At 61.0% G+C, this 22,690-nt stretch carries 20 protein-coding genes; 15 read left to right on the top strand and 5 right to left on the bottom strand.

Annotation, left to right across the window (positions count from 1 at the left end; genetic code table 11):
- Positions 1 to 93: 93 nt before the first annotated feature.
- The 6 genes from ssuE to F8N49_RS10865 all read left to right on the top strand — a co-directional run bounded on the left by ssuE (position 94) and on the right by F8N49_RS10865 (position 4,765).
- On the top strand, positions 94 to 687 hold the full coding sequence (gene ssuE, locus F8N49_RS10890) for an NADPH-dependent FMN reductase (RefSeq protein WP_041476877.1): 594 nt from the start codon (positions 94 to 96) through the stop codon (positions 685 to 687).
- 89 nt (positions 688 to 776) lie between these two features.
- Entirely contained in the window at positions 777 to 1,751 is a 975-nt protein-coding gene (locus F8N49_RS10885) for a sulfonate ABC transporter substrate-binding protein (RefSeq protein WP_071172169.1), read from the top strand.
- A 25-nt stretch (positions 1,752 to 1,776) separates the two neighbouring features.
- Positions 1,777 to 2,925 carry an FMNH2-dependent alkanesulfonate monooxygenase gene (ssuD, locus tag F8N49_RS10880; RefSeq protein ID WP_016772653.1) on the top strand — a complete coding sequence of 383 codons (1,149 nt, stop codon included), beginning with the start codon at positions 1,777 to 1,779 and terminating at the stop codon, positions 2,923 to 2,925.
- Positions 2,926 to 2,934: 9 nt separating this feature from the next.
- Positions 2,935 to 3,717, top strand: a complete 783-nt coding sequence (gene ssuC / locus F8N49_RS10875) for an aliphatic sulfonate ABC transporter permease SsuC (protein ID WP_071172170.1) — start codon at positions 2,935 to 2,937, stop codon at positions 3,715 to 3,717.
- Positions 3,714 to 4,520, top strand: coding sequence for an aliphatic sulfonates ABC transporter ATP-binding protein (gene ssuB, locus F8N49_RS10870; RefSeq protein ID WP_151551403.1), 807 nt, complete (start codon positions 3,714 to 3,716; stop codon positions 4,518 to 4,520). Before ssuC ends, ssuB begins: the two co-directional genes overlap by 4 nt.
- Positions 4,521 to 4,549: 29 nt before the next feature.
- On the top strand, positions 4,550 to 4,765 hold the full coding sequence (locus F8N49_RS10865) for a molybdopterin-binding protein (RefSeq protein ID WP_003229256.1): 216 nt from the start codon (positions 4,550 to 4,552) through the stop codon (positions 4,763 to 4,765).
- 96 nt (positions 4,766 to 4,861) lie between these two features.
- On the opposite strand, the gene F8N49_RS10860 is transcribed toward F8N49_RS10865, so the two are convergent.
- Together F8N49_RS10860 and F8N49_RS10855 are read right to left on the bottom strand one after the other, a co-directional pair.
- Positions 4,862 to 5,488, bottom strand: coding sequence for a TetR/AcrR family transcriptional regulator (locus F8N49_RS10860; RefSeq protein WP_042607059.1), 627 nt, complete (start codon positions 5,486 to 5,488; stop codon positions 4,862 to 4,864).
- 286 nt (positions 5,489 to 5,774) lie between these two features.
- Positions 5,775 to 7,151 (bottom strand): glutamine synthetase family protein, encoded by a 1,377-nt coding sequence (locus tag F8N49_RS10855; RefSeq protein ID WP_016772657.1) that lies wholly within the window; start codon positions 7,149 to 7,151, stop codon positions 5,775 to 5,777.
- Positions 7,152 to 7,879: 728 nt separating this feature from the next.
- Between F8N49_RS10855 and F8N49_RS10850 the strand changes: the two genes are divergently transcribed.
- The 7 genes from F8N49_RS10850 (at position 7,880) to F8N49_RS10820 (ending at position 16,237) form a co-directional block, all read left to right on the top strand.
- The gene (locus F8N49_RS10850) at positions 7,880 to 9,238 is read left to right on the top strand and encodes a glutamine synthetase family protein (RefSeq protein ID WP_016772658.1); all 1,359 of its coding nucleotides are present in this window, start codon (positions 7,880 to 7,882) and stop codon (positions 9,236 to 9,238) included.
- 56 nt (positions 9,239 to 9,294) lie between these two features.
- The gene (locus F8N49_RS10845; protein ID WP_071172173.1) at positions 9,295 to 10,659 is read left to right on the top strand and encodes an aspartate aminotransferase family protein; all 1,365 of its coding nucleotides are present in this window, start codon (positions 9,295 to 9,297) and stop codon (positions 10,657 to 10,659) included.
- A gap of 171 nt (positions 10,660 to 10,830) precedes the next feature.
- Positions 10,831 to 11,943 (top strand): polyamine ABC transporter substrate-binding protein, encoded by a 1,113-nt coding sequence (locus F8N49_RS10840; protein WP_016772660.1) that lies wholly within the window; start codon positions 10,831 to 10,833, stop codon positions 11,941 to 11,943.
- A 186-nt stretch (positions 11,944 to 12,129) separates the two neighbouring features.
- Positions 12,130 to 13,227, top strand: coding sequence for a polyamine ABC transporter substrate-binding protein (locus tag F8N49_RS10835; protein WP_038860901.1), 1,098 nt, complete (start codon positions 12,130 to 12,132; stop codon positions 13,225 to 13,227).
- Positions 13,228 to 13,290: 63 nt separating this feature from the next.
- A complete protein-coding gene (locus tag F8N49_RS10830; RefSeq protein ID WP_016772662.1) occupies positions 13,291 to 14,433 on the top strand; it encodes an ABC transporter ATP-binding protein in 1,143 nt (380 codons plus the stop codon).
- A gap of 35 nt (positions 14,434 to 14,468) precedes the next feature.
- Complete coding sequence (locus F8N49_RS10825) at positions 14,469 to 15,350, top strand: ABC transporter permease subunit (protein WP_177318487.1); 882 nt, start codon at positions 14,469 to 14,471, stop codon at positions 15,348 to 15,350.
- Positions 15,347 to 16,237 (top strand): ABC transporter permease subunit, encoded by an 891-nt coding sequence (locus F8N49_RS10820; RefSeq protein WP_024014718.1) that lies wholly within the window; start codon positions 15,347 to 15,349, stop codon positions 16,235 to 16,237. The genes F8N49_RS10825 and F8N49_RS10820 overlap by 4 nt, the downstream gene beginning before the upstream one ends.
- Before the next feature lie 175 nt (positions 16,238 to 16,412).
- Here the strand turns inward: F8N49_RS10820 and F8N49_RS10815 are convergent, their stop codons facing one another.
- On the bottom strand, positions 16,413 to 17,054 hold the full coding sequence (locus F8N49_RS10815; RefSeq protein ID WP_071172175.1) for an HD domain-containing protein: 642 nt from the start codon (positions 17,052 to 17,054) through the stop codon (positions 16,413 to 16,415).
- 311 nt (positions 17,055 to 17,365) lie between these two features.
- Between F8N49_RS10815 and F8N49_RS10810 the strand changes: the two genes are divergently transcribed.
- Positions 17,366 to 18,331 (top strand): GlxA family transcriptional regulator, encoded by a 966-nt coding sequence (locus F8N49_RS10810; RefSeq protein ID WP_071172176.1) that lies wholly within the window; start codon positions 17,366 to 17,368, stop codon positions 18,329 to 18,331.
- 201 nt (positions 18,332 to 18,532) lie between these two features.
- On the opposite strand, the gene F8N49_RS10805 is transcribed toward F8N49_RS10810, so the two are convergent.
- Both F8N49_RS10805 and F8N49_RS10800 read right to left on the bottom strand, forming a co-directional pair.
- Complete coding sequence (locus tag F8N49_RS10805; protein WP_151551401.1) at positions 18,533 to 20,941, bottom strand: penicillin acylase family protein; 2,409 nt, start codon at positions 20,939 to 20,941, stop codon at positions 18,533 to 18,535.
- A 102-nt stretch (positions 20,942 to 21,043) separates the two neighbouring features.
- Positions 21,044 to 21,622 (bottom strand): DUF6436 domain-containing protein, encoded by a 579-nt coding sequence (locus F8N49_RS10800; RefSeq protein WP_024014714.1) that lies wholly within the window; start codon positions 21,620 to 21,622, stop codon positions 21,044 to 21,046.
- A 99-nt stretch (positions 21,623 to 21,721) separates the two neighbouring features.
- On the opposite strand from F8N49_RS10800, the gene F8N49_RS10795 reads away from it, so the two are divergent.
- Positions 21,722 to 22,669, top strand: a complete 948-nt coding sequence (locus tag F8N49_RS10795) for an alpha/beta hydrolase (RefSeq protein ID WP_071172178.1) — start codon at positions 21,722 to 21,724, stop codon at positions 22,667 to 22,669.
- Positions 22,670 to 22,690: the final 21 nt, after the last annotated feature.

Raw genomic sequence — 22,690 nt, 5'->3', positions numbered from 1 at the left:
GATTTATGGATATATAAATCAGCTGGTAAGGTCACTTCCATTGAAGCGAGATCGCAGCCTGCGAATCGCCTGTAACGCTTAAAGGAATCTGCAATGCTGGTCGTCTCACTCGGTGGCAGCCCCAGCCTGCGCTCCCGTTCCGGGGTGCTGCTGGAGCGTTCGCAACGCTGGTTGCAACAGCAAGGGGTGGAGGTGGTGAGTTATCAGGTGCGGGACTTCCCGGCCGAGGATCTGCTCCACGCGCGCTTCGACAGCCCGAAGGTCCTCGACCTGCTGCAACAGATCGCAAACGCCGATGGCCTGCTGATCGCCACACCGGTGTACAAGGCCTCGTTTTCCGGTGCGCTGAAGACCCTGCTGGATCTGCTCCCCGAGCGCGCCTTGAACCACAAGATTGTCTTGCCGATGGCCACGGGCGGCAGCATCGCCCACATGCTGGTGGTCGATTACGCGCTCAAGCCTGTGCTGTCGGCACTCAAGGCCCAGGAAATGCTTCAGGGGATTTTCGCCGAGGACAGCCAGATTGCTTATGGCGAAGGCAGTGCCGCCGCGCAACTGGCGCCGGCCCTGGAGCAACGGTTACACGAGGCCCTGGACCAGTTCATCGGCGCCATGGCGCGCCGGCCGAAACCGCTGGAGCCAGGCCTGCTGAACGAACGTTTGTTGAGTGCTCGCTGGAGCATTTAAGCCTTATCGAATTTTGAAGTACTGGCCTTACTCGCCCGCCAACGGGCAAGCAGGTGCAGCCACAACCCAACAGCAAAAAGGAGAGCGCTATGCGCACTGTATTTTTGCGTCGTGGTCTGGTCGCTCTGTTTGCTGCGGCTGTCACCTTCGGCGCCATCACCCAAGCTCAAGCCGAGACATTGCGGATCGGTTATCAGAAGTACGGCACGCTGGTGCTGCTCAAAGCCAAAGGCACGCTGGAAAAACGCCTCGCCGCGCAAGGCGTCGACGTGCAATGGACCGAGTTTCCCGGCGGCCCGCAGCTGCTCGAAGGCCTCAACGTCGGCTCAATCGACTTTGGTGTGACCGGCGAAACCCCACCGGTTTTCGCCCAGGCCGCTGGCGCGGATCTGCTCTACGTCGCCTATGAACCACCAGCGCCGAACAGTGAAGCGATCCTCGTGCCGAAAGACTCGCCGATCAAATCGGTGGCCGATCTCAAAGGCAAGAAAGTCGCCCTGAACAAAGGCTCCAACGTGCACTACCTGCTGGTGCGTGCACTGGAAGACGCCGGCCTCAAGTACAGCGATATTCAGACCGTGTTCCTGCCGCCGGCCGATGCCCGCGCTGCGTTCGAACGTGGCAGTGTCGACGCCTGGGTCATCTGGGATCCGTATCAGGCCGCTGCCGAGAAACAGCTGCAAGCGCACACCCTGCGTGACGGCAAAGGCATCGTCGACAACCATCAGTTCTACCTCGCGACCAAACCTTACGCGCAGAAAAATCCCGAGGTGATCAAGACCCTCGTCGAAGAAGTGCGCGCGGTGGGTGAATGGTCGCAAGCCAATCCCGAAGACGTGACGCAACAGGTCGCGCCACTGCTTGGCCTGCCGGCGGACATCACCCTGACCTCGGTGAAACGCCAGGGCTACGGCGCGTTGTTCCTGACCCCGGAAGTGGTCGCGGCGCAACAGAAAATCGCCGACACGTTCTTCCAGCTCAAGCTGATTCCCAAGCCGTTGAGCATCAAGGATGTGATCTGGACCCCGCCGGCCGCTGTGGCCCAAAGCTCCCCCGCCCAGTAATTCGAATCCACAAGGAGACCACTCCATGAGCCTCAACATCTTCTGGTTCCTGCCGACCCACGGCGACGGCCATTACCTTGGCACCGCCGAAGGCGCCCGCGCGGTTGATCACGGTTACCTGCAACAGGTCGCGCAAGCGGCGGATCGTCTGGGTTTTGGCGGGGTGCTGATTCCGACCGGGCGTTCCTGCGAAGACTCGTGGCTGGTGGCGGCCTCACTGATTCCAGTGACCCAGCGTCTGAAATTCCTCGTCGCCCTGCGCCCCGGGATCATTTCCCCGACGGTCGCGGCGCGCCAGGCAGCGACGCTGGATCGTTTGTCCGGCGGGCGTGCGCTGTTCAATCTGGTGACTGGTGGCGACCCGGAAGAACTGGCCGGCGACGGCCTGTTCCTCAACCATGAGGAACGCTATCAAGCCTCGGTGGAATTCACCCGCATCTGGCGCCGTGTGCTGGAAGGCGAAACCGTCGATTACGACGGCGAGCACATCAGCGTGAAGGGCGCGAAGCTGCTGTATCCGCCGATCCAGCAACCGCGTCCGCCGCTGTATTTTGGTGGCTCCTCCGAAGCGGCGCAGGATCTGGCCGCCGAGCAAGTCGAGATGGTCCTGACCTGGGGCGAGCCGCCCGCAGCGGTGGCCGAGAAGATCGCACAAGTCCGGGCCAAAGCTGCCAAGCTCGGCCGCACCGTACGCTTTGGCATTCGTCTGCATGTGATCGTTCGTGAAACCAATGCCGAAGCATGGCAGGCAGCGGATCGGCTGATCTCGCATCTGGATGACGACACCATCCAACGTGCCCAGGCTTCGCTGGCGCGCTTCGACTCGGTCGGCCAGCAACGCATGGCCGCGCTGCACGGCGGTAGCCGCGACAATCTGGAAGTCAGCCCGAACCTCTGGGCCGGCGTCGGTCTGGTACGTGGCGGTGCCGGTACTGCGCTGGTCGGCGATGGCCCGACCGTGGCAGCGCGGGTCAAGGAATATGCCGATCTGGGCATCGACACCTTCATCTTCTCCGGTTATCCACACCTCGAAGAATCGTATCGCGTGGCGGAGCTGCTGTTCCCACACCTCGACGTTGAACGCCCGGAACTGCCGAAGAGCGCCGGTTATGTCAGCCCGTTTGGCGAGATGGTCGCCAATGACATCCTGCCCAAAGCCGCGTCGCAGAGCTGAGGCGCAGCCATGAAGAAACTTATCCATAGCCTCGCGCCTTGGGCGTTGCCAGTGTTGCTGCTGGCGGTGTGGCAGTTGTCGGTGTCGACGGGCTGGTTGTCGACACGGATTCTGCCGGCACCGGTGGCGGTGATCGAAGCCGGTGTCAGTCTGGTGCGCAGCGGCGAGATCTGGACGCACCTGGCGATCAGCGGCTGGCGCGCGGCACTCGGTTTTACCATCGGCGGCAGCATTGGTCTGGTGCTGGGTTTCATCACCGGCCTGTCGAAGTGGGGCGAGCGCCTGCTCGACAGCTCGGTGCAGATGATCCGCAACGTGCCGCATCTGGCGCTGATTCCGCTGGTGATCCTGTGGTTCGGGATCGACGAGTCAGCGAAGATTTTTCTGGTGGCGCTGGGCACCTTGTTTCCGATTTACCTGAACACGTATCACGGCATCCGCAACGTCGACCCGGCGCTGGTGGAGATGGCGCGCAGTTATGGCCTGAGCGGTTTCAGCCTGTTCTGGCAGGTGATTCTGCCGGGCGCGTTGCCGTCGATTCTGGTTGGCGTGCGCTTCGCTTTGGGCTTCATGTGGCTGACGCTGATCGTCGCTGAAACCATCTCGGCCAGCTCCGGCATCGGCTATCTGGCGATGAACGCCCGCGAGTTCTTGCAGACCGACGTGGTGGTGCTGGCGATCCTGCTTTACGCGGTGCTCGGCAAACTCGCCGACCTCGCCGCCCGTGGACTGGAACGTGTGTGGCTGCGCTGGCATCCGGCCTATCAGGTTGCCAAGGGAGGTGCGGCATGACCGCTCAACAACCTCCACGCCTGTTGCGCGGGATTCCACTGGCGGTGCGCAACCTGCAGAAAACCTTCGGCGCGCGCCAGGTGCTGCGCGACATCGATCTGCACATTCCGGCGGGGCAGTTTGTCGCCGTGGTCGGGCGCAGCGGTTGTGGCAAGAGCACGTTCTTGCGCTTGCTCGCCGGCCTCGATCAACCGACTGGCGGCGAGCTGCTGGCCGGCTCCGCGCCGCTCAGCCAGGCGCGCGACGATACGCGGCTGATGTTCCAGGAAGCGCGGCTGCTGCCGTGGAAAAGGATCATCGACAACGTCGGTCTCGGCCTCAAGGGCAACTGGCGCCAGCAAGCGCTGGATGCACTGGACGCAGTGGGTCTGGCCGATCGCGCGGATGACTGGCCGGCGGCGTTGTCCGGTGGCCAGAAGCAGCGCGTGGCGCTGGCCCGGGCGCTGATTCACCAGCCGCGTCTGCTGCTGCTCGACGAACCGCTCGGCGCGCTGGATGCGCTGACCCGCATCGAGATGCAGCAACTGATCGAACGGCTCTGGCAGCAACACGGTTTTACCGTGCTGCTGGTAACCCATGACGTCAGTGAAGCGGTGGCGATCGCTGATCGGGTGATTTTGATCGAGGACGGCGAAGTCGGCCTCGACCTCCATGTCGAACTACCGCGCCCCAGGGTGCGCGGCTCGCATCGCCTCGCCGCGCTGGAAACCGAAGTGCTCAACCGTGTTCTGTCCCTGCCCGGCGAACCGCCGGCGCCGGAACCCGTTTCACCCCTGCCTACGCAATTGCGCTGGGCGCAATAACACCTTTATCAACGACAGGAATCAATGCCATGACTATCAAAGCCATCAACGTGCGCAACCAGTTCAAAGGCTCGATCAAGGAAATCGTCCTCGGCGACGTGCTGTCGGAAATCGACGTGCAGACCGCTTCGGGCATCGTCACTTCGGTGATCACCACCCGCTCTGTGAAAGAGCTGGAGCTGGTGGTCGGCAGTGAGGTAATAGCCTTTGTGAAATCCACCGAGGTATCGATCGCCAAGTTGTAAGCCGGTGAACAAAAAACAACCCCGGAGGGTGTGAGCCCTGCGGGGTTTTTTGTGCCTGCCGATCGTTCCCATGCAGAGCGTGGGAACGATCATGTCTCAGCGCTTGGGCAGATACGGCGGCAGATACAACCCGATATAGGCATCAAACACCCGCATCCCTTCCTCGGCCATGCGCGGGGTGATCTGCCCGTGCTGCTGCACCGAACGGGCATAGACCCGGTCGCCCAGTTCCATCGCCAGGGCAAACACATCGACATCGTCCGGCAGCCTTGGCAACTCGAAATGCTGGTCGAACAGCTTGTGCATCAGGTCGCCCAGTTCCAGATCGTGCTGGCGGTCGGCCTGGGTCACTTCGGTCAGGCCGTGTTGCGCCAGGATCAATTGCCGTGCGGCCGCATCCTGGTCGTAGATCTCGAGCATGCGCTGTTCGACCAGTCGCGACAGGTCACGCCAGTCACGCAACGCGTCGTGATCGATCGGCGCTTGCAGGCAAGCGCGGAAGGCTGCGTGGACATCGGCGGTCAGGGCTTCAAGCAGCGCCGGGACGCTGGCGAAGAAGTGATACACGGAGGAGGGCGGAATCTGCGCGCGCTCGGCGACGCTGTAGATCGACAGACTGGCCACGCCCTCGGCCGCCAGCAGCGTGCGCGCGGCATCGAGGATCGAATCGATCCGCGCCTGACTGCGGGCACGGGGTTTGCGAACGGTGGCGGGACGCGTCATGGAAGTCTCCTGCGGGGCAGCGGGCATTGTACGAGGCGGTTCAGGTGTTGTCTGCCAGTACCCTGTGGCGAGGGGATTTAGCGAAACGTCGCACCGCCCCGTTCGGCTGCGCAGCAGTCGTAAACCCTGAGAGCCGGGTATTCCTGACACACCGAGTGGGATGGATTTGGGGCTGCTTCGCAACCCAACGGGGATAAATCCCCTCGCCACAGGTTTTGTGTTCGGCCATAAAAAAACGCCGTAGGCTGAATCAGCCAACGGCGTTTTTCCTGAAGCTGCAAACCGTTTAAACGGTATGCAGATACCAGTTGTACTCAAGGTCGGAGATGGAGTGTTCGAACTCCTCCAGCTCGCTTTCCTTGCAGGCGACGAAGATATCGATGTACTTCGGATCTATGTACTTGGCCATCACCTCGCTGTCGTCCAGCTCGCGCAGGGCATCGCGCAAGTTGTTCGGCAGGCTCTGCTCGTTCTGTTCGTAGCTGTTGCCTTCGACAGGCGCGCCCGGTTCGATCTTGTTGACCAGACCGTGGTGCACGCCGGCCAGTACCGAAGCCATCAGCAGGTACGGGTTGGCGTCGGCGCCGGCCACGCGGTGCTCGATACGTACGGCATCGGCAGAACCGGTTGGTACGCGAATCGCCACGGTGCGGTTGTCCAGGCCCCAGCACGGCGAGTTCGGTACGTAGAACTGCGCGCCGAAGCGACGGTAGGAGTTGACGTTCGGGCAGAGGAAAGCCATCTGCGCCGGCAGGGTCTCGAGCACACCGCCGATCGCGTGACGCAGCGCGGCGTTCTGCTCGGGATCCTCGCTGGCAAAAATGTTTTTGCCGGCTTTGTCCAGAATCGAAATGTGTACGTGCAGACCATTGCCCGCCTGGCCCGGATAAGGCTTGGCCATGAAGGTGGTGTCCATTTCATGGTCGTAGGCGATGTTCTTGATCAGACGCTTGAGCAGGACGGCGTAGTCGCAGGCCTTGATCGGGTCGGCGACGTGGTGCAGGTTCACTTCGAACTGCGCCGGGGCACTTTCCTTGACGATCGCATCGGCCGGGATGCCTTGCTCTTTGGCGCCTTCCAGAATGTCCTGGAGGCAGTCGACGTATTCGTCGAGGTCGTCGATCAGGTAGACCTGCGTCGAGTGCGGGCGTTTGCCGGAGATCGGCGAGCGTGGCGGCTGTGGACGGCCGTTCACGTTTTCCTGGTCGATCAGGTAGAACTCGAGTTCGAAGGCGGCGCAGATGGTCAGGCCGAGCTCGTCGAACTTGGTCACCACCTGGCGCAGCACTTCACGGGGATCGGCGAAGAACGGATCGCCTTCGAGTTCGTGCATGGTCATCAACAGCTGCGCGGTCGGGCGCTTCTGCCATGGCTCGTTGCACAGGGTATCGGGGATCGGATAGCAGATGCGATCGGCGTCGCCGATGTCCAGGCCCAGCCCGGTGCTTTCCACCGTGGAGCCATTGATATCCAGAGCAAATAGAGAGGCCGGCAGGTTGATGCCTTTCTCGTAAACCTTGTGGAGGCTGGTGCGTTCGATGCGCTTGCCGCGCACCACACCATTCATATCCGCAATCAGAAGGTCAACGTACAGAACCTCAGGATGTTCCTTAAGGAACGCGTTCGCTTCGTTAAGCTGAACGGCACGCGGGGGTACCGACATGATGCAACACCTTTGTTGTTAAAAATATCAATCATTGATCTTTTCTGGTTTCAGTCAACCCGAACGGCCTGCCGAAGTCAAGCGAGGCCTTTTTTGCCCCGAAAAAGCGCTTGAAGGGCATTTATGGGGCACTTTGGGGCGTTTTTTCAAACCTTGAACGTTGCTCAGCTGCGGGCTTGAGCAGGCCGTGTTGTATTTTTTACGGGGGTGTTGTGTAAAAAAATGAACAAGGCTAAGCTCCGGTCAAACCCATAACAGCAATAATACCGGGGTGCTTCATGTCTCGCCTGCCGTTAATCGGCATCACCGACTGCTCGCAACAGTCCGGTCTGCATGCTCATCACATCAGTGGCGATCAATCCGTCCGGAGCGCAGCCAGCAAGGCGCGCAGCCTGTCGACGAGACTCTCGTCAACATCCGGCAAAACGGCAGCGTCCGATATTCTGGACGTCGGGCACAGCATCCGCTTTATGGCGTCTCCTTTCACTATAGAACTCTTTCCCTCCCAAAGCCCGTGCCGCGCTCAGCGTCATGCTTGTGATTCTGCACGTTCGCAAAGTGCACGGGAAATGCAACGCCAGCGTCAAGGGCAGGTAAGCTCCTCTTTCATTGTCTATGCGCGGTGCCAGGCGTAAGCCGGCACTGCGCGAGCAAGCCCCCTTTAACGCGACGCCGCAAGCGTCAAAATTGCCTGACATTGCGTCAGGAGACTCAGCCCAGAGGCATTTATGAGTAACAACCTCGACCAGCTCACCGATTGGTTGAAAGACCGCAAGATCACAGAAGTCGAATGCATGATCGGCGACTTGACCGGTATTACCCGGGGCAAGATTTCGCCGACCAACAAGTTCATCGCCGAGAAAGGCATGCGTCTGCCGGAGAGCGTGCTGCTGCAGACCGTGACCGGCGACTACGTCGAAGACGACATCTATTACGAACTGCTCGACCCGGCCGACATCGACATGATCTGCCGCCCCGACCAGAACGCCGTGTACCTGGTGCCGTGGGCGATCGAGCCGACCGCGCAGGTGATCCACGACACCTACGACAAGCAAGGCAACCCGATCGAGCTGTCGCCGCGCAACGTCCTCAAGAAAGTCTTGAAGCTGTATGCCGACAAGGGCTGGCAGCCAATCGTGGCGCCGGAAATGGAGTTCTACCTGACCAAGCGCAGCGACGACCCCGACTATCCGTTGCAGCCGCCGATCGGCCGCTCGGGCCGTCCGGAAATCGGCCGGCAGTCGTTCTCCATTGAAGCGGCCAACGAATTCGACCCGCTGTTCGAAGACGTCTACGACTGGTGCGAATTGCAGGAGCTGGACCTCGATACGCTGATCCACGAAGACGGCACGGCGCAGATGGAAATCAACTTCCGTCACGGTGATGCCCTGTCGCTGGCCGATCAGATTCTGGTGTTCAAGCGCACCATGCGCGAAGCCGCGCTCAAGCACGACGTAGCGGCGACCTTCATGGCCAAGCCGATGACCGGCGAGCCGGGCAGCGCCATGCACCTGCACCAGAGCATCATCGACATTCAGACCGGCAAGAACGTCTTCTCCAACGAAGACGGGACCATGAGCCAGTTGTTCCTGCACCACATCGGTGGCCTGCAGAAACTGATTCCCGAGCTGTTGCCGCTGTTCGCGCCGAACGTCAACTCGTTCCGCCGCTTCCTCCCGGACACTTCGGCACCGGTAAACGTCGAGTGGGGCGAAGAGAACCGCACCGTCGGCCTGCGCGTACCGGATGCCGGACCGCAGAACCGCCGCGTCGAAAACCGCCTGCCGGGCGCCGACGCCAACCCATACCTGGCGATCGCCGCGAGCCTGCTCTGCGGTTACATCGGCATGGTCGAGGGCCTGAACCCGAGCGCGCCAGTGGTCGGCCGTGGTTACGAGCGCCGCAACCTGCGCCTGCCGCTGACCATCGAAGACGCGCTGGAGCGTATGGAAAACAGCGCGACCATCGAGAAGTACCTCGGCAAGACCTTCATCACCGGCTACGTCGCGGTCAAGCGGGCCGAGCATGAAAACTTCAAGCGCGTGATCAGTTCCTGGGAGCGTGAGTACCTGCTCTTCGCCGTCTGATACGCCGGGCGCGGCGGCCAGCCGTCGCGCCTTCACCGATAACAAGGAGAATTGGCATGACCAGCAACAACCCGCAAACCCGTGAGTGGCAAGCGCTGAGCAGCGATCACCACCTGGCCCCGTTCAGCGACTTCAAGCAACTGAAAGAGAAGGGCCCGCGGATCATCACCAACGCCAAGGGCGTTTATCTGTGGGACAGCGAAGGCAACAAGATCCTCGACGGCATGGCCGGCCTCTGGTGCGTGGCGATCGGTTACGGTCGCGATGAACTGGCCGATGCCGCCGCCAAACAGATGCGCGAACTGCCGTACTACAACCTGTTCTTCCAGACCGCACACCCGCCGGCACTGGAACTGGCCAAGTCGATTGCCGACGTGGCGCCAGAAGGCATGAACCACGTGTTCTTCACCGGTTCCGGCTCCGAAGGCAACGACACCATGCTGCGCATGGTCCGTCACTACTGGGCGATCAAAGGCCAGCCGAACAAGAAAGTCATCATCAGCCGCAAGAACGGTTATCACGGTTCGACCGTGGCCGGCGCGAGCCTCGGCGGCATGACTTATATGCACGAGCAGGGCGACCTGCCGATTCCGGGCATTGTCCACATCGCCCAGCCGTACTGGTTCGCCGAAGGCGGTGACATGTCGCCGGAAGAGTTCGGCATCTGGGCGGCCAATCAGCTCGAAGAAAAGATTCTCGAAGTCGGCGTCGACAACGTCGGTGCCTTTATTGCCGAGCCGATCCAGGGTGCCGGCGGCGTGATCATTCCGCCTGATACCTACTGGCCGCGCATCAAGGAAATCCTCGCCAAGTACGACATCCTCTTTGTTGCCGACGAAGTGATCTGCGGCTTCGGCCGTACCGGTGAGTGGTTCGGTAGCGATTTCTACGACCTCAAGCCGCACATGATGACCATCGCCAAAGGCCTGACCTCCGGCTACATCCCCATGGGCGGATTGATCGTGCGTGATTCGGTGGTGGCCGTGCTCAATGAAGGCGGCGATTTCAACCACGGCTTCACTTACTCCGGCCACCCGGTGGCAGCCGCGGTGGGCCTGGAAAACATCCGCATCCTGCGCGACGAAAAAATTATCGAGAACGCCCACAACGAAACGGCACCGTATTTGCAGAAACGTCTGCGCGAGCTGAACGATCACCCGTTGGTGGGTGAAGTTCGCGGCGTCGGTCTGCTGGGGGCGATCGAGCTGGTGCAGGACAAGGCCACGCGCAAGCGTTACGAAGGCAAGGGCGTGGGCATGATCTGCCGGCAGTTCTGCTTCGACAACGGCCTGATCATGCGCGCGGTGGGCGACACCATGATCATCGCGCCGCCGCTGGTGATAAGCAAAGCCGAGATCGATGAGCTGGTTACAAAGGCACGCAAGTGTCTGGACCTGACCCTCGGTGCGCTGCAGGCCTAGGTGCTAGGCTTTGGGCGGGGCAGCTGCGGCGCACTCGCTCAAAGCTGTCAGAAAGGCTGGTCTTTTGTTGAAAGACCGCCTCGGATCTTGCCAGACTAGCCGCGGTTCCAGTTGTCCGGGTTCGGCCGCTGAACAAAGTGGTTCAAAAAAGAAAAATTTGGAGCATGACGCATGAAGGCATTAGGTAAAAAGCTAGCTGGCAAGACTCTGCTCGCGCTGTCCATGGCGGGCATGATGGCGGGTGCGGTGCACGCGGACGACAAGGTACTGCACGTCTACAACTGGTCCGACTACATCGCGCCGGACACCGTGGCCAACTTCGAAAAAGCCACCGGGATCAAAGTCGTCTACGACGTCTTCGACAGTAACGAAACCCTGGAAGCCAAGCTGCTGGCCGGCAAGTCCGGTTACGACATCGTGGTGCCTTCCAACAATTTCCTCGCCAAGCAGATCAAGGCCGGGGTTTACCAGGAGCTGGACAAGTCCAAGCTGCCGAACTGGAAAAACCTCGACGAAGATCTGCTCAAGGCCGTTGGCGATGCCAGCGACCAGGGCAACAAACACGCCTTCCCGTACATGTGGGGCTCGATCGGCATCGGCTACAACCCGGCCAAGGTCAAGGCCGCGCTGGGCATCGACAAGATCGATTCGTGGGACGTGGTGTTCAAGCCGGAAAACATCGAGAAGCTCAAAAGCTGCGGCGTGAGCTTCCTCGATGCGCCGACCGAAATGATTCCGGCGGCATTGCACTATCTGGGCAAGCCGACCAACAGCAAGGACAAGGCTGATCTGAAAGCCGCCGAAGACCTGTTCCTGAAGATCCGTCCGTCGGTCGCCTACTTCCACTCTTCCAAGTACATCTCCGACCTGGCCAACGGCAACATCTGCGTCGCCGTCGGTTACTCGGGTGACCTGGAGCAATCCAAGACCCGCGCTCAGGAAGCCGGTGACAAGGTCAAACTGGCCTACACCATTCCGAAAGAAGGCGCCGGTACTTTCTATGACATGGTCGCCATTCCCAAGGATGCCGAAAACGTCGAAGCCGCCTACAAGTTCATGAACTACCTGATGGAGCCGCAAGTGATGGCCGGCATCACCAACGCCGTGCGTTTCCCGAACGGCAACAAGGCGGCGACGCCTATGGTGGACAAGGACATCACCAGCGACCCGAGCATCTATCCTTCGGCTGAAGTGAAGAAACAGCTCTATGCGATCAGCGATCTGGACGCCGCCACACTGCGTCTGATCACCCGTAGCTGGACCAAGATCAAATCGGGCAAATAAGCCGGTTTGTCGCCACAACCACTGGCCGTCGTCGTCGCGGCGGCGGCCAGCGGATAATTAAATGACAGAAAGTTTTGCTGGATCGGTTTTTCGAGGGTAAGTTGCGCGCCGGTTTTGTTGTCGGGCAGCCATGGCTGTCATGCAGCGCGGGGCAACTTGGGCCCAATCAATTTAGAGGACCTCCACTTGCCTGTATTTTCTTCTTTGCGCAAAGCCCTGCTGGCCGCTGCCGGCCTGACAATCGCTGTCGGAGCCCAGGCCGCCGGTACGGTGCATATTTATAACTGGTCCGATTACATCGGCGAGTCGACCCTGGCCGACTTCGAGAAAGAGACCGGGATCAAACCGGTCTACGACGTTTTCGACTCCAACGAAACCCTGGAAGGCAAGCTGCTCGCCGGGCGTACCGGTTACGACGTGGTCGTGCCGTCGAACCACTTCCTTGGCAAGCAGATCAAGGCGGGCGCGTTCCAGAAGCTCGACAAGGCGCAGCTGCCGAATTATTCCAACCTCGACCCGGTGCTGCTCAAGCGCCTGGAACAGAACGATCCCGGCAACCTCTACGCCGTGCCGTATCTGTGGGGCACCAACGGCATCGGATACAACGTCGACAAAGTCAAAGCCGTGCTCGGTATCGACAAGATCGACTCCTGGGCCGTGCTGTTCGAGCCGGAAAACATCAAGAAGCTGCACAGCTGCGGTGTCGCGTTCCTCGATTCGGCTGATGAAATGATGCCGACCATGCTCAATTACCTGGGCCTGAACGCCAACAGCACCAACACCAAGGACTACGAAAAGGCCACCGCCAAGCTGCTCGCGGTGCGTCCCTACGTGACCTATTTCCATTCCTCGAAGTACATCGGCGATCTGGCCAACGGCGACATCTGCGTGGCCATCGGTTTCTCCGGCGACATCTTCCAGGCGAAGAACCGTGCCGAGGAAGCCAAGAAGGGCGTCAACATCGCCTATTCGATTCCGAAAGAGGGCGGCGCGCTGTGGTTCGACATGCTGGCGATCCCCAAGGATTCGTCCAACGTCAAGGAAGCCCACGCCTTCATCAACTATTTGCTGAAACCTGAGGTGATCGCCCAGGTCAGTGATTACGTCGGTTACGCCAACCCCAACCCGGGTTCGGACAAGCTGATGGAACAATCCATTCGCACCGACGAAGCGGTTTACCCACCGCAAGCAGTCCTCGACAAGACCTACGTGTCGACCGAGTTGCCAGCCAATATTCAGCGTTTGATGACCCGCAGCTGGACCAAGGTCAAGTCGGGCAAATAACGCACAAACTATCCAGGGTTCGTCTTGCGGGGCGAACTGCTGCTTCTGTTGGGAGTTTCGTAAATGGCAGTTGCCTCCGGCGCCTACAAGAAAGCCCTCGAGGGCGACCAGACACCAAAACAGGTGCTGGTCAAAATCGACCGGGTCACGAAGAAGTTCGACGAGACGATTGCCGTGGACGACGTGTCCCTGGAAATCAAGAAGGGCGAAATTTTTGCCCTGCTCGGCGGTTCGGGATCGGGCAAATCCACCTTGCTACGGATGCTTGCTGGCTTCGAACGGCCCACGGAAGGGCGGATTTTCCTCGACGGCGTCGACATCACCGACATGCCGCCGTACGACCGTCCGATCAACATGATGTTTCAGTCCTACGCCTTGTTCCCGCACATGACCGTGGCGCAGAACATTGCCTTCGGCCTGCAGCAGGACAAGATTCCCAAGGCTGAAATCGACGCCCGCGTGGCCGAGATGCTCAAGCTGGTGCAGATGAGCCAGTACGCCAAGCGCAAGCCGCATCAACTGTCCGGCGGTCAGCGTCAGCGCGTGGCCCTGGCCCGTTCGCTGGCCAAGCGGCCGAAGCTGTTGCTGCTCGACGAACCGATGGGCGCACTGGACAAGAAACTGCGTTCGCAGATGCAACTGGAACTGGTGGAGATCATCGAGCGCGTCGGTGTGACCTGCGTGATGGTGACCCACGACCAGGAAGAGGCCATGACCATGGCCGAGCGCATCGCGATCATGCACCTCGGTTGGATCGCGCAAATCGGCAGTCCGATCGACATCTACGAAACCCCGACCAGCCGTCTGGTCTGCGAATTCATCGGCAACGTCAACATTTTCGAAGGCGAAGTGATCGACGACGCCGAAGGCCACGCGACCATCACCTGCAAGGACCTCGACCGGCAGATCTACGTCGGCCACGGCATCAGCACCTCGGTGCAGGACAAGTCGGTCACCTACGCGATTCGTCCGGAGAAGCTCCTGGTCACCGCCGACATGCCGACCTGCGAGTACAACTGGTCGAGCGGCAAGGTCCACGACATCGCTTATCTGGGCGGACACTCGGTGTTCTACGTCGAATTGCCGAGCGGCAAACTGGTGCAGTCGTTCGTCGCCAACGCCGAACGTCGCGGCGCGCGTCCGACCTGGGGTGATCAGGTCTACGTGTGGTGGGAAGACGATAGCGGCGTGGTACTTCGCTCATGAACATGCGCAAATTCAAACGCCGTATTAACCGAATCATCCCCAATGGCCGGCAGATGGTCATCGGGGTGCCGTTCATCTGGCTGTTCCTGTTCTTCATGCTGCCGTTCTTCATCGTCCTGAAGATCAGCTTCGCCGAAGCCGACGTGGCGATCCCGCCTTACACCGAGATCTACACCTACGCCGAGCAGAAGCTGCAAGTGCTGCTGAACCTGGGCAACTACGCGTTGCTGGGTGACGACGAGCTATACATCGCTGCCTATCTCGGCTCGCTGAAAATGGCCTTTATCAGCACCTTGCTCTGCCTGCTGATCGGCTATCCGATGGCCTACGCCATCGCCAGCGCGCGCAAAGAGCTGCAAACGGTGCTGGTGCTGTTGATCATGATGCCGACCTGGACGGCGATCCTGATCCGCGTCTACGCGTGGATGGGCATCCTCAGCAACAACGGCCTGCTCAACGGTTTCCTGATGAGCATGGGCCTGATCGACGAGCCGCTGCAGATTCTCAATACCAACCTGGCGGTGTACATCGGGATTGTCTATTCGTACCTGCCGTTCATGATCCTGCCGCTCTACGCCAACCTGGTCAAACACGATCAGAGTCTGCTGGAAGCCGCCTCGGATCTGGGTTCGAGCACCTTCAACAGCTTCTGGAAAATCACCATTCCGCTGTCCAAGAACGGGATCATTGCCGGCTGCATGCTGGTGTTCATTCCGGTGGTCGGCGAGTTCGTGATCCCGGAACTGCTCGGCGGCCCGGAAACCCTGATGATCGGTAAGGTGCTGTGGCAAGAATTCTTCAACAACCGCGACTGGCCGGTGGCGTCCGCGCTGGCGGTAGTGATGCTGGCGATCCTGATTGTGCCGATCATTCTGTTCAACCGCAGTCAGGCCAAGGAAATGGAGGGTAAAGAATGAAGCGCTTCCGTTTCTCCAGCCTGATGCTGGTATTGGGTCTGCTGTTCATCTATCTGCCGATGCTGATCCTGGTGATCTACTCGTTCAACGCCTCGAAACTGGTGACGGTGTGGGGCGGCTGGTCGATCAAGTGGTACGTCGGCCTGCTCGACAACTCGCAACTGATGGGCTCGGTGCTGCGCTCGCTGGAAATCGCCTGCTACACCGCGGTTGCTGCGGTGGCGCTGGGTACCCTGGCAGCGTTCGTGCTGACGCGCATCACCCACTTCAAGGGCCGCACGCTGTTCGGCGGCCTGGTGACTGCGCCACTGGTGATGCCGGAAGTGATCACCGGTCTGTCGCTGTTGCTGCTGTTCGTGGCCATGGCGCAGATGATCGGCTGGCCGCAGGAACGCGGCATCGTCACCATCTGGATTGCGCACACTACGTTCTGCGCGGCGTATGTGGCGGTAGTGGTGTCGGCGCGCTTGCGTGAGCTGGACCTGTCGATCGAAGAGGCGGCGATGGACCTGGGCGCGCGGCCGTGGAAGGTGTTCTTCCTGATCACCATCCCGATGATCGCGCCGTCGCTGGCGGCGGGCGGGATGATGTCGTTCGCGCTGTCGCTGGATGACCTGGTGCTGGCAAGCTTCGTGTCCGGCCCGGGTTCGACGACCCTGCCGATGGAAGTGTTCTCGGCCGTGCGCCTGGGTGTGAAACCGGAAATCAACGCCGTGGCCAGCCTGATTCTGCTGGCGGTGTCGCTGGTGACCTTCCTCGTCTGGTTCTTCAGCCGCCGCGCCGAAGAAGCACGCAAGAAAGCCATCCAGCAAGCCATCGAAGAAAGCGCTGCCGATTCATGGAAACAACCGGACGCACGCCGCGCGCCTGCGCCACAGACTGTGTGAGCCGGCGGGTTGGTTTCATTCCTGAGGCCAACCCAAATCAAAATGTGGGAGCGGGCTTTTGTGGTGAGGGGATTTATCCCCGATGGACTGCGCAGCAGGCCTTTTTTTGGGGGTCGCTTCGCAACCCTACGGGGATAAATCCCCTCGCCACAGGGCCCAGATTCCAAATCTGGTTTTAAGCAGTCCAGGGAGACTGGCGGATGACCTCGACGAAATTCATCGGTTTGAACCCCGGCTCCTGATCCACCAGCACATCAGTCTTCACATTGCCAAACGTGGTCTGCGGGCGATGACGCAAGCCGTCGGCGAACGCGCAGATGATGCACTCCTTGAAACCTTCCCCACGTGGATGCGCATGCACCACCGCTTCGCGCTGCACGCTGCTGAACGCCGCGTAGTCCATGCCCAGCACGTCCATCTCCACCCCGGCGGTCACCAGCGCGACGGTCGGGCGCAGATGCCTGGGCACGCCCGGCGTGGTGTGCAATGCGATCGACAGCCACACCTGCTCGATATCGTCGTCGCTCAGCCCGTACGGTTTGAGAAAGGCTGCGGCGGCATTTGCGCCGTCCACTTCGAAGCGCTCGTCATCGCTGCGATGACCTGCGACGAGACCAAGGTCGTGGAACATCGCCCCGACATACAGCAGCTCCGGGTTATAGGCCAATTGCTGGCGCTCGCCGCTCAGGGCACCGAACAGAAACACCCGGCGCGAGTGGTGATAAAGCAGGTCGGATTCGATGTCGCGGATGTATTCGGTGGTGGCCCGGGCGAGGGCGCTGTCAGGGATCTTGATGCCGGCGATGGTGCTGGTCATAACGGTTTCCTCGTCGAAAACGCCGTCGTGGCGCTGCTGGAGAAAGTCTGTTCCCCGCGCGCCAAGCGAACAATCGAGTCATGGCTGCGATCCTTGCCATTGCACCTGCAAATCGTGCCAAGCTCACTTGTCGGGTGTGGGGCTGGCAAGGGTGGCTCGATCAACAAGCCCGGCACGGCCCATGTGGGAGCGAGCCTGCTCGCGAAGGCGGTGTGTCATTCGACAGCTATGTTGCGTGTGTTGGCCTCTTCGCGAGCAAGCTCGCTCCCACGGGTTTGTGTGTTTGCCAAAGGATCGAGGACGTTTGAGTCATGAACAAATCCGTCGCCATTGTGGTGTTCCCCGGCGTGCAGTCACTGGACGTTAGCGGCCCGATGGACGTGTTCGCCGAAGCCAACCGCTTTCTTGCGCCGCAGGATCACTATCGCTTGCAAGTGATCGGCGTCGAGCATGGACCGATGGCCTGTTCCAACGGAATGAGCCTGAACGCCCATCGCCACTTCAGCGAAGCAAAGGATAGCCCTGACCTGTTGCTGGTCGCCGGTGGCCCGCAGTTGCCGTTCATGGATTTTGGCCCCACGTTCGATGCCTGGCTGCGTGAAGCCTGTGGCCGCGCCCGGCGTTTCGGCTCGATCTGCAATGGCGCGTTCATGCTCGCCCGCGCCGGTTTGCTCGAGGGGCGCACTGTCACCACGCACTGGAACGATGCCGAGGCGTTGGCGCAGTTGTGCCCGACCACGCGGGTCGAGGCGGATCGCCTGTATGTCGAGGACGGCGCGCTCTACACCTCGGCCGGGGTCACCGCGGGCATCGATCTGTCGCTGTACCTGCTGGCGCGCGACCACGGTGCCGAGGTCGCGCTGAGTGTGGCGAAACGGCTGGTGGTGTTCACCCAGCGCTCGGGCGGGCAATCGCAGTTCAGCCCGTTCCTCACGCCGCATGCCGAACCGACGTCAGCGGTAGCGCTGGTGCAGTTGTATGTGCTGGCCAATCTCACTGGCGATCTGACGATCGCCGATCTGGCCAATGCGGCGAACATGAGTGCGCGCAATTTCTCCCGGGTATTTGCGCGAGAAGCGAAAGTGACCCCGGCGGAGTTTGTCGAACGGGCGCGGGTGGATGCGGCGCGGGTCATGCTGGAAAGCACCACGGCGCCGCTGAAGACCGTGGCCTATCAGTGCGGGTTTCGTGATGCGCAGCATATGCGCAGTGTGTTCAACCGGCGGCTTGGGGTGACGCCGCAGCAGTTTCGGCTGAATTTTGCGCTGGATGTTTGATCCGGGCTTGAGCTCGAAAGCCCTCACCCCAGCCCTCTCCCAGAGGGAGAGGGGGCCGACCGCGTTGTCTGGCGTGTTACATCGACCTGAAAGACCTTATCGATTATGGATTCGGTGCCAATCTTGCACGTCGGCGTTTCTCCCCAATATCCCCCAATCGGTCCCCTCTCCCTCTGGGAGAGGGCTAGGGTGAGGGGCTCTTCAGGGCTTGCGCGCAGGCAACAGCTTCAACGTACTGCGCGTATTCGCCAGCACCTCTTCCTCGCTGAAATGCGCCTGCGCATAAATCCCCTCCACATACGCCTCGGCCTGGTCGTCATAGTGACTGTCCAGTGGCACGCCACTTTGGCCGACCGGGTTGATCGTCAGGCCATGCACCGGATCGGCAAAATCCACCAGACGTCGCGTCGACGGTCCATAGGTCACCGGCCATGGCGCCGGGCCGATCTTCGCCGAGAGGTTGTTCGGCACTTCGTGGCTGCCCGGCGCTGCGAACGGGCCGACGTTGAACAGGCGATCCAACGGCTTCTGCTGCCCCAGCGGATGGCCGTGAGTGAGGGTGTGCGCCGCGCCCCACTGCCAACCGGCCACGTTATCGCCGAGGGTCAGTTTCAGATGCGCCATGCTTGCCGCCCACGCCGTGCGCACGACATTGGCGCGGGTTTCTTTGGCCGGCGTGCTGCGATTGTCCCACCACGGTGAATCCGCCTTGGCCGCCAGGCGTGGCAGCGCCGAATCGATCACCCTCGTCGACAGCAGTGTTTCGAAGAAGTCATTGCCCAACTCATCGCGCATCGCCGCGTCGGCAAGGTCGTAGAGGAATTGGTTGAACAGCGTCGCGCTGATCGAATTCAGCGGATAGTCGCCGGGCCACTGCGCCAGCTGCTCGACCAGTTTCAGTTGCGCCGGATCACTGACCACCTCACGCAACACCGGCAACAGCGGCGCCAACAGACGCGGGCCGTAACCGGTCGCCGTGCCCAGCTGCAGTTGCTGGTTGGCCTCGTTGCTCCACTTCACCCGGTTGTCGCTGAGCTGACGGTCAAGCTGCTGACCACGATCGGCAAGGTTGTAGTAACCGGGGATCTCCATGCCGGTCGGCGACACGGGCTGGAAGTTGGCCGAGACGATATAGCCGCGCGCCGGATTCTCTTCCTGCGGGTTGGCGCTGAACGGGTAATAGCCTTCCTTGTCCGCCTCAGGCGTGCTGCCGTCGAGGATGAAGCCCGGTTTCACCCCGGCCGGACGTTTGGGCAGCAGGGCCGAGGCCCACCAGGCGATATCGCCTTTGGCGTTGGCGTACACCAGATTCAGGCCCGGCGCCTGCACCTTGGCCGCTGCCGCGCGGGCCTTGGCCAAGGTGTCGGCGCGGTTGAGCTGGTAGAAACCGTCGAGGATCGGGTTGGGTGTTTCGAGGAAGGCCCACCACATCGCGATTGGGGTCTTGCCGGCGGCGCTGCCGAGGGCATCGTTGACGATGGGGCCGTGCGGGGACTGGCGCAAGGTGAGAGTCACCGGCGCCTGACCCTTTACATTGATCTGTTGTTCGCTGACGAGCATCTCGGTCCACTGGCCGCGATACCAGACCTGATTGGGATTGTCCGGGTTGACCTTCTCGGCGATCAGGTCGAGATCGTCGTTCTGGAACATGGTCAGGCTCCAGCCGAAATCGAGGTTGTGTCCCAGAAACGCGAACGGCACCAGCGCCTGATGATGGCCGTACAACTCGAAACCCGGCGCCGACAACTGCGCCTCGTACCACACCGACGGCACTGAGAAACGGATATGCGGATCGCCGGCCAGCAACGGCTTGCCACTCTGGCTGCGGCTGCCGGCAATCACCCAGGCGTTGCTGCCCTCGAACTGCGGCAGGCCGTTGTCGATCAGTGCCTGTTCGCTGAGGCGGGCGAGGGCGGTGAGGTCTTGCCAGTCGCCGGCGGCGAGGTTCGGCACGCGCCTGGCGTGATTGTTGGCCAGAACCCCTTTGGCCTGCCAGTCGAGATCAAACACATTGAGGTAATCGGCGCCGAGCTGATCGCGCACGTAGGTCAGCAGCGGCTCGGTGCGAAACGCGGCGGCAAAGCTGTAGGCCATGTAACCGGCGACGCTGATGCTGTCTTCGGCAGTGAACGGCCGCTTGGGGATGCCCAGCACGTCGAACTCGATCGGCGCGGCGTGGCTGTCCTGATATTGGTTGATGCCGTCCAGATAGGCTTGCAGGCCCTTCCACGCCGGTGACTGCTTGTCGAGGCTGGCGACGTAACTGGCCGCACGCTCGCGGATGCGCAGGCTGCGGAACAGTTTGTCGGTGTCGAGCAGTTTCGGCCCGAGCACTTCGGCCAGCTCGCCCCTGGCGAGGCGGCGCATGGCTTCCATCTGGAACAGACGATCCTGGGCGTGCACATAACCGAGGGCGCGATAGAGGTCGGTTTCGTTCTCGGCGCGGATATGCGGCACACCGCGCTCGTCGTAGCGCACGGTCACTGAGCCTTGCAGGTTGCGCAACTCGACCTGGCCCTGGCGCGTCGGCTGCTTGCTGTAGATATACCCGCCGGCGGCGCCGAGCAGGACAACGATGAGCAAGGCAACGACGATCAACGCACGCTTCATGGTGACTCCTTGTGCAGGCGAAAAGGCCGCCCGTCGGGCTGCAAACATTTAGCACAGAGCATCTGTGCGGTGCAGCGCTGTCCTTGAAAAGTCCGGAATGCCTTACTTCGCGTCCGCCGGCCACGGGCAATAACACCCCACCGCCAAGGTGTGGGTAGCATTGACCGGGCGATCTTCCGTCAGGGCATGCAGGATCGGTTCGATAAAGCTGTTGCTGGAGTTGCAGGTCAGGCCTTCGCTGTACGGGCCGAAATAGGCGAGTTTGCCGCTACGATCCCAGATCGCCACGGCGGGGCTGGCGGGGATCTGTTCGGCGCCGGGCAGGACGATGATGGTTTTCAGGCTGGCGAGGGTGGCGGGCAACTGGCCGTGGCTGCCGGGCTTTTGCACGGCGAAGAACTCCACGCCGCGAGGGCCGAACTGTTCGACCATCTCGCTCAGGTGCTGTTGATTACCGACGTTGCACGGGCAGGCCGGGTCCCAGAAGTGCACCAGGCGGATATTGCCCGGCCCGGCGAGGTTGTCCGGCAGGCGCAGCGGGTCACCGGAAAATACCGCCGTATGTTCGCTGAACGCGCGCAGATAGCGGCCCTGAAACCAGTCATACGCCGCCCACAGCACCCCGGCGCAGATCAGCGCGAGCAGGCTGGCGAACAGTGCGGTGCGGTAGGGCGAACGCATGATTTCGGAATCTGAAAAGGTTGGCTAGCTTGCCATGCTTGCTCCGACAGATGAATATCGCAGGCCGATAAAGTCCGTTTACCGCTCTGGAATACCCGCATGCCTGATACTTTCGACCCCGATCATTTACGCGCGAGCCTCAAGCCATTGGCCGAGTGGCAGCCGTTATCGGATGAGGCGAAGGCTTATCAGCGCTTCTACAAGACCGACTTTGCCGAGCGCGACGTCTGGCGCGGCATGGGTCGTTTCGAAGTCGATGGCTACGAGCTGGTCAGCCATTGCTGGTGGCCGGAGAAGGTCAAGGCGACGCTGTTTCTGCTGCATGGTTACTACGATCACATCGGCCTGTACCGGCATGTGATCGAGTGGGCGCTGGATCAGGATTTCGCCGTGATCGCCTGCGACTTGCCGGGGCATGGTCTGTCGAGCGGGCCACGGGCAAGCATTCGTGATTTCTCTGAATACCAGGACGTGTTGCAGGCGCTGTTTGCTGAAGCGAACTCGATCGCGCTGCCGCAGCCTTGGCATTTGTGCGGGCAAAGCACCGGTGGCGCGATTGTCGTCGATCACCTGCTCAACCATGGCGAGAAGAGCCCGGCGCAGGGGCAAGTGATTCTGCTGGCGCCATTGGTAAGGCCGAGGGCGTGGGGCTGGTCGCAGCTGAGTTATTACCTGCTGCGGCCGTTTGTGCGCGGCGTGGTGCGACGCTTTAGCGAGAATTCCAATGATCCGGATTTTCTGCCGTTTCTGCAGGCCGATCCGTTACAGCCAAGACGCCTGCCGACGAAATGGGTGGGCGCGCTGTCGCGCTGGATCATCCGCGTCGAGCACGCGAAAAAAAGTCCGCGACGGCCGCTGATCATTCAGGGGCAGGCGGACATGACTGTCGACTGGCAGCACAATCTGCAGGTGTTGAAATGGAAGTTCGACCGGCCGCAGATTCTGCTGTTGGCCGAGGCACGGCATCACCTGGCCAATGAAACGGCGGAGATGCGTGAGGAGTATTTCGAATTCTTGAGCAAGCGGATCAGGGGCAGAAATCTGTAGCGCTGTGCCGGCCTCTTCGCG

The organism is Pseudomonas sp. GXM4 (assembly GCF_008923895.1).
Taxonomy (GTDB): domain Bacteria; phylum Pseudomonadota; class Gammaproteobacteria; order Pseudomonadales; family Pseudomonadaceae; genus Aquipseudomonas; species Aquipseudomonas atacamensis.
The sequence above is the reverse complement of the archived record's forward strand: the minus strand, read 5'-3'. Positions and strand labels throughout refer to the sequence as shown.

Bases quoted from the DNA above. Each gene is read 5' to 3' on its own strand.
- ssuE (WP_041476877.1), top strand. From the start codon at position 94: ATGCTGGTCGTCTCACTCGGTGGCAGCCCCAGCCTGCGCTCCCGTTCC.
- F8N49_RS10885 (WP_071172169.1), top strand. From the start codon at position 777: ATGCGCACTGTATTTTTGCGTCGTGGTCTGGTCGCTCTGTTTGCTGCG.
- ssuD (WP_016772653.1), top strand. From the start codon at position 1,777: ATGAGCCTCAACATCTTCTGGTTCCTGCCGACCCACGGCGACGGCCAT.
- ssuC (WP_071172170.1), top strand. From the start codon at position 2,935: ATGAAGAAACTTATCCATAGCCTCGCGCCTTGGGCGTTGCCAGTGTTG.
- ssuB (WP_151551403.1), top strand. From the start codon at position 3,714: ATGACCGCTCAACAACCTCCACGCCTGTTGCGCGGGATTCCACTGGCG.
- F8N49_RS10865 (WP_003229256.1), top strand. From the start codon at position 4,550: ATGACTATCAAAGCCATCAACGTGCGCAACCAGTTCAAAGGCTCGATC.
- F8N49_RS10860 (WP_042607059.1), bottom strand. From the start codon at position 5,488: ATGACGCGTCCCGCCACCGTTCGCAAACCCCGTGCCCGCAGTCAGGCG.
- F8N49_RS10855 (WP_016772657.1), bottom strand. From the start codon at position 7,151: ATGTCGGTACCCCCGCGTGCCGTTCAGCTTAACGAAGCGAACGCGTTC.
- F8N49_RS10850 (WP_016772658.1), top strand. From the start codon at position 7,880: ATGAGTAACAACCTCGACCAGCTCACCGATTGGTTGAAAGACCGCAAG.
- F8N49_RS10845 (WP_071172173.1), top strand. From the start codon at position 9,295: ATGACCAGCAACAACCCGCAAACCCGTGAGTGGCAAGCGCTGAGCAGC.
- F8N49_RS10840 (WP_016772660.1), top strand. From the start codon at position 10,831: ATGAAGGCATTAGGTAAAAAGCTAGCTGGCAAGACTCTGCTCGCGCTG.
- F8N49_RS10830 (WP_016772662.1), top strand. From the start codon at position 13,291: ATGGCAGTTGCCTCCGGCGCCTACAAGAAAGCCCTCGAGGGCGACCAG.
- F8N49_RS10820 (WP_024014718.1), top strand. From the start codon at position 15,347: ATGAAGCGCTTCCGTTTCTCCAGCCTGATGCTGGTATTGGGTCTGCTG.
- F8N49_RS10815 (WP_071172175.1), bottom strand. From the start codon at position 17,054: ATGACCAGCACCATCGCCGGCATCAAGATCCCTGACAGCGCCCTCGCC.
- F8N49_RS10810 (WP_071172176.1), top strand. From the start codon at position 17,366: ATGAACAAATCCGTCGCCATTGTGGTGTTCCCCGGCGTGCAGTCACTG.
- F8N49_RS10805 (WP_151551401.1), bottom strand. From the start codon at position 20,941: ATGAAGCGTGCGTTGATCGTCGTTGCCTTGCTCATCGTTGTCCTGCTC.
- F8N49_RS10800 (WP_024014714.1), bottom strand. From the start codon at position 21,622: ATGCGTTCGCCCTACCGCACCGCACTGTTCGCCAGCCTGCTCGCGCTG.
- F8N49_RS10795 (WP_071172178.1), top strand. From the start codon at position 21,722: ATGCCTGATACTTTCGACCCCGATCATTTACGCGCGAGCCTCAAGCCA.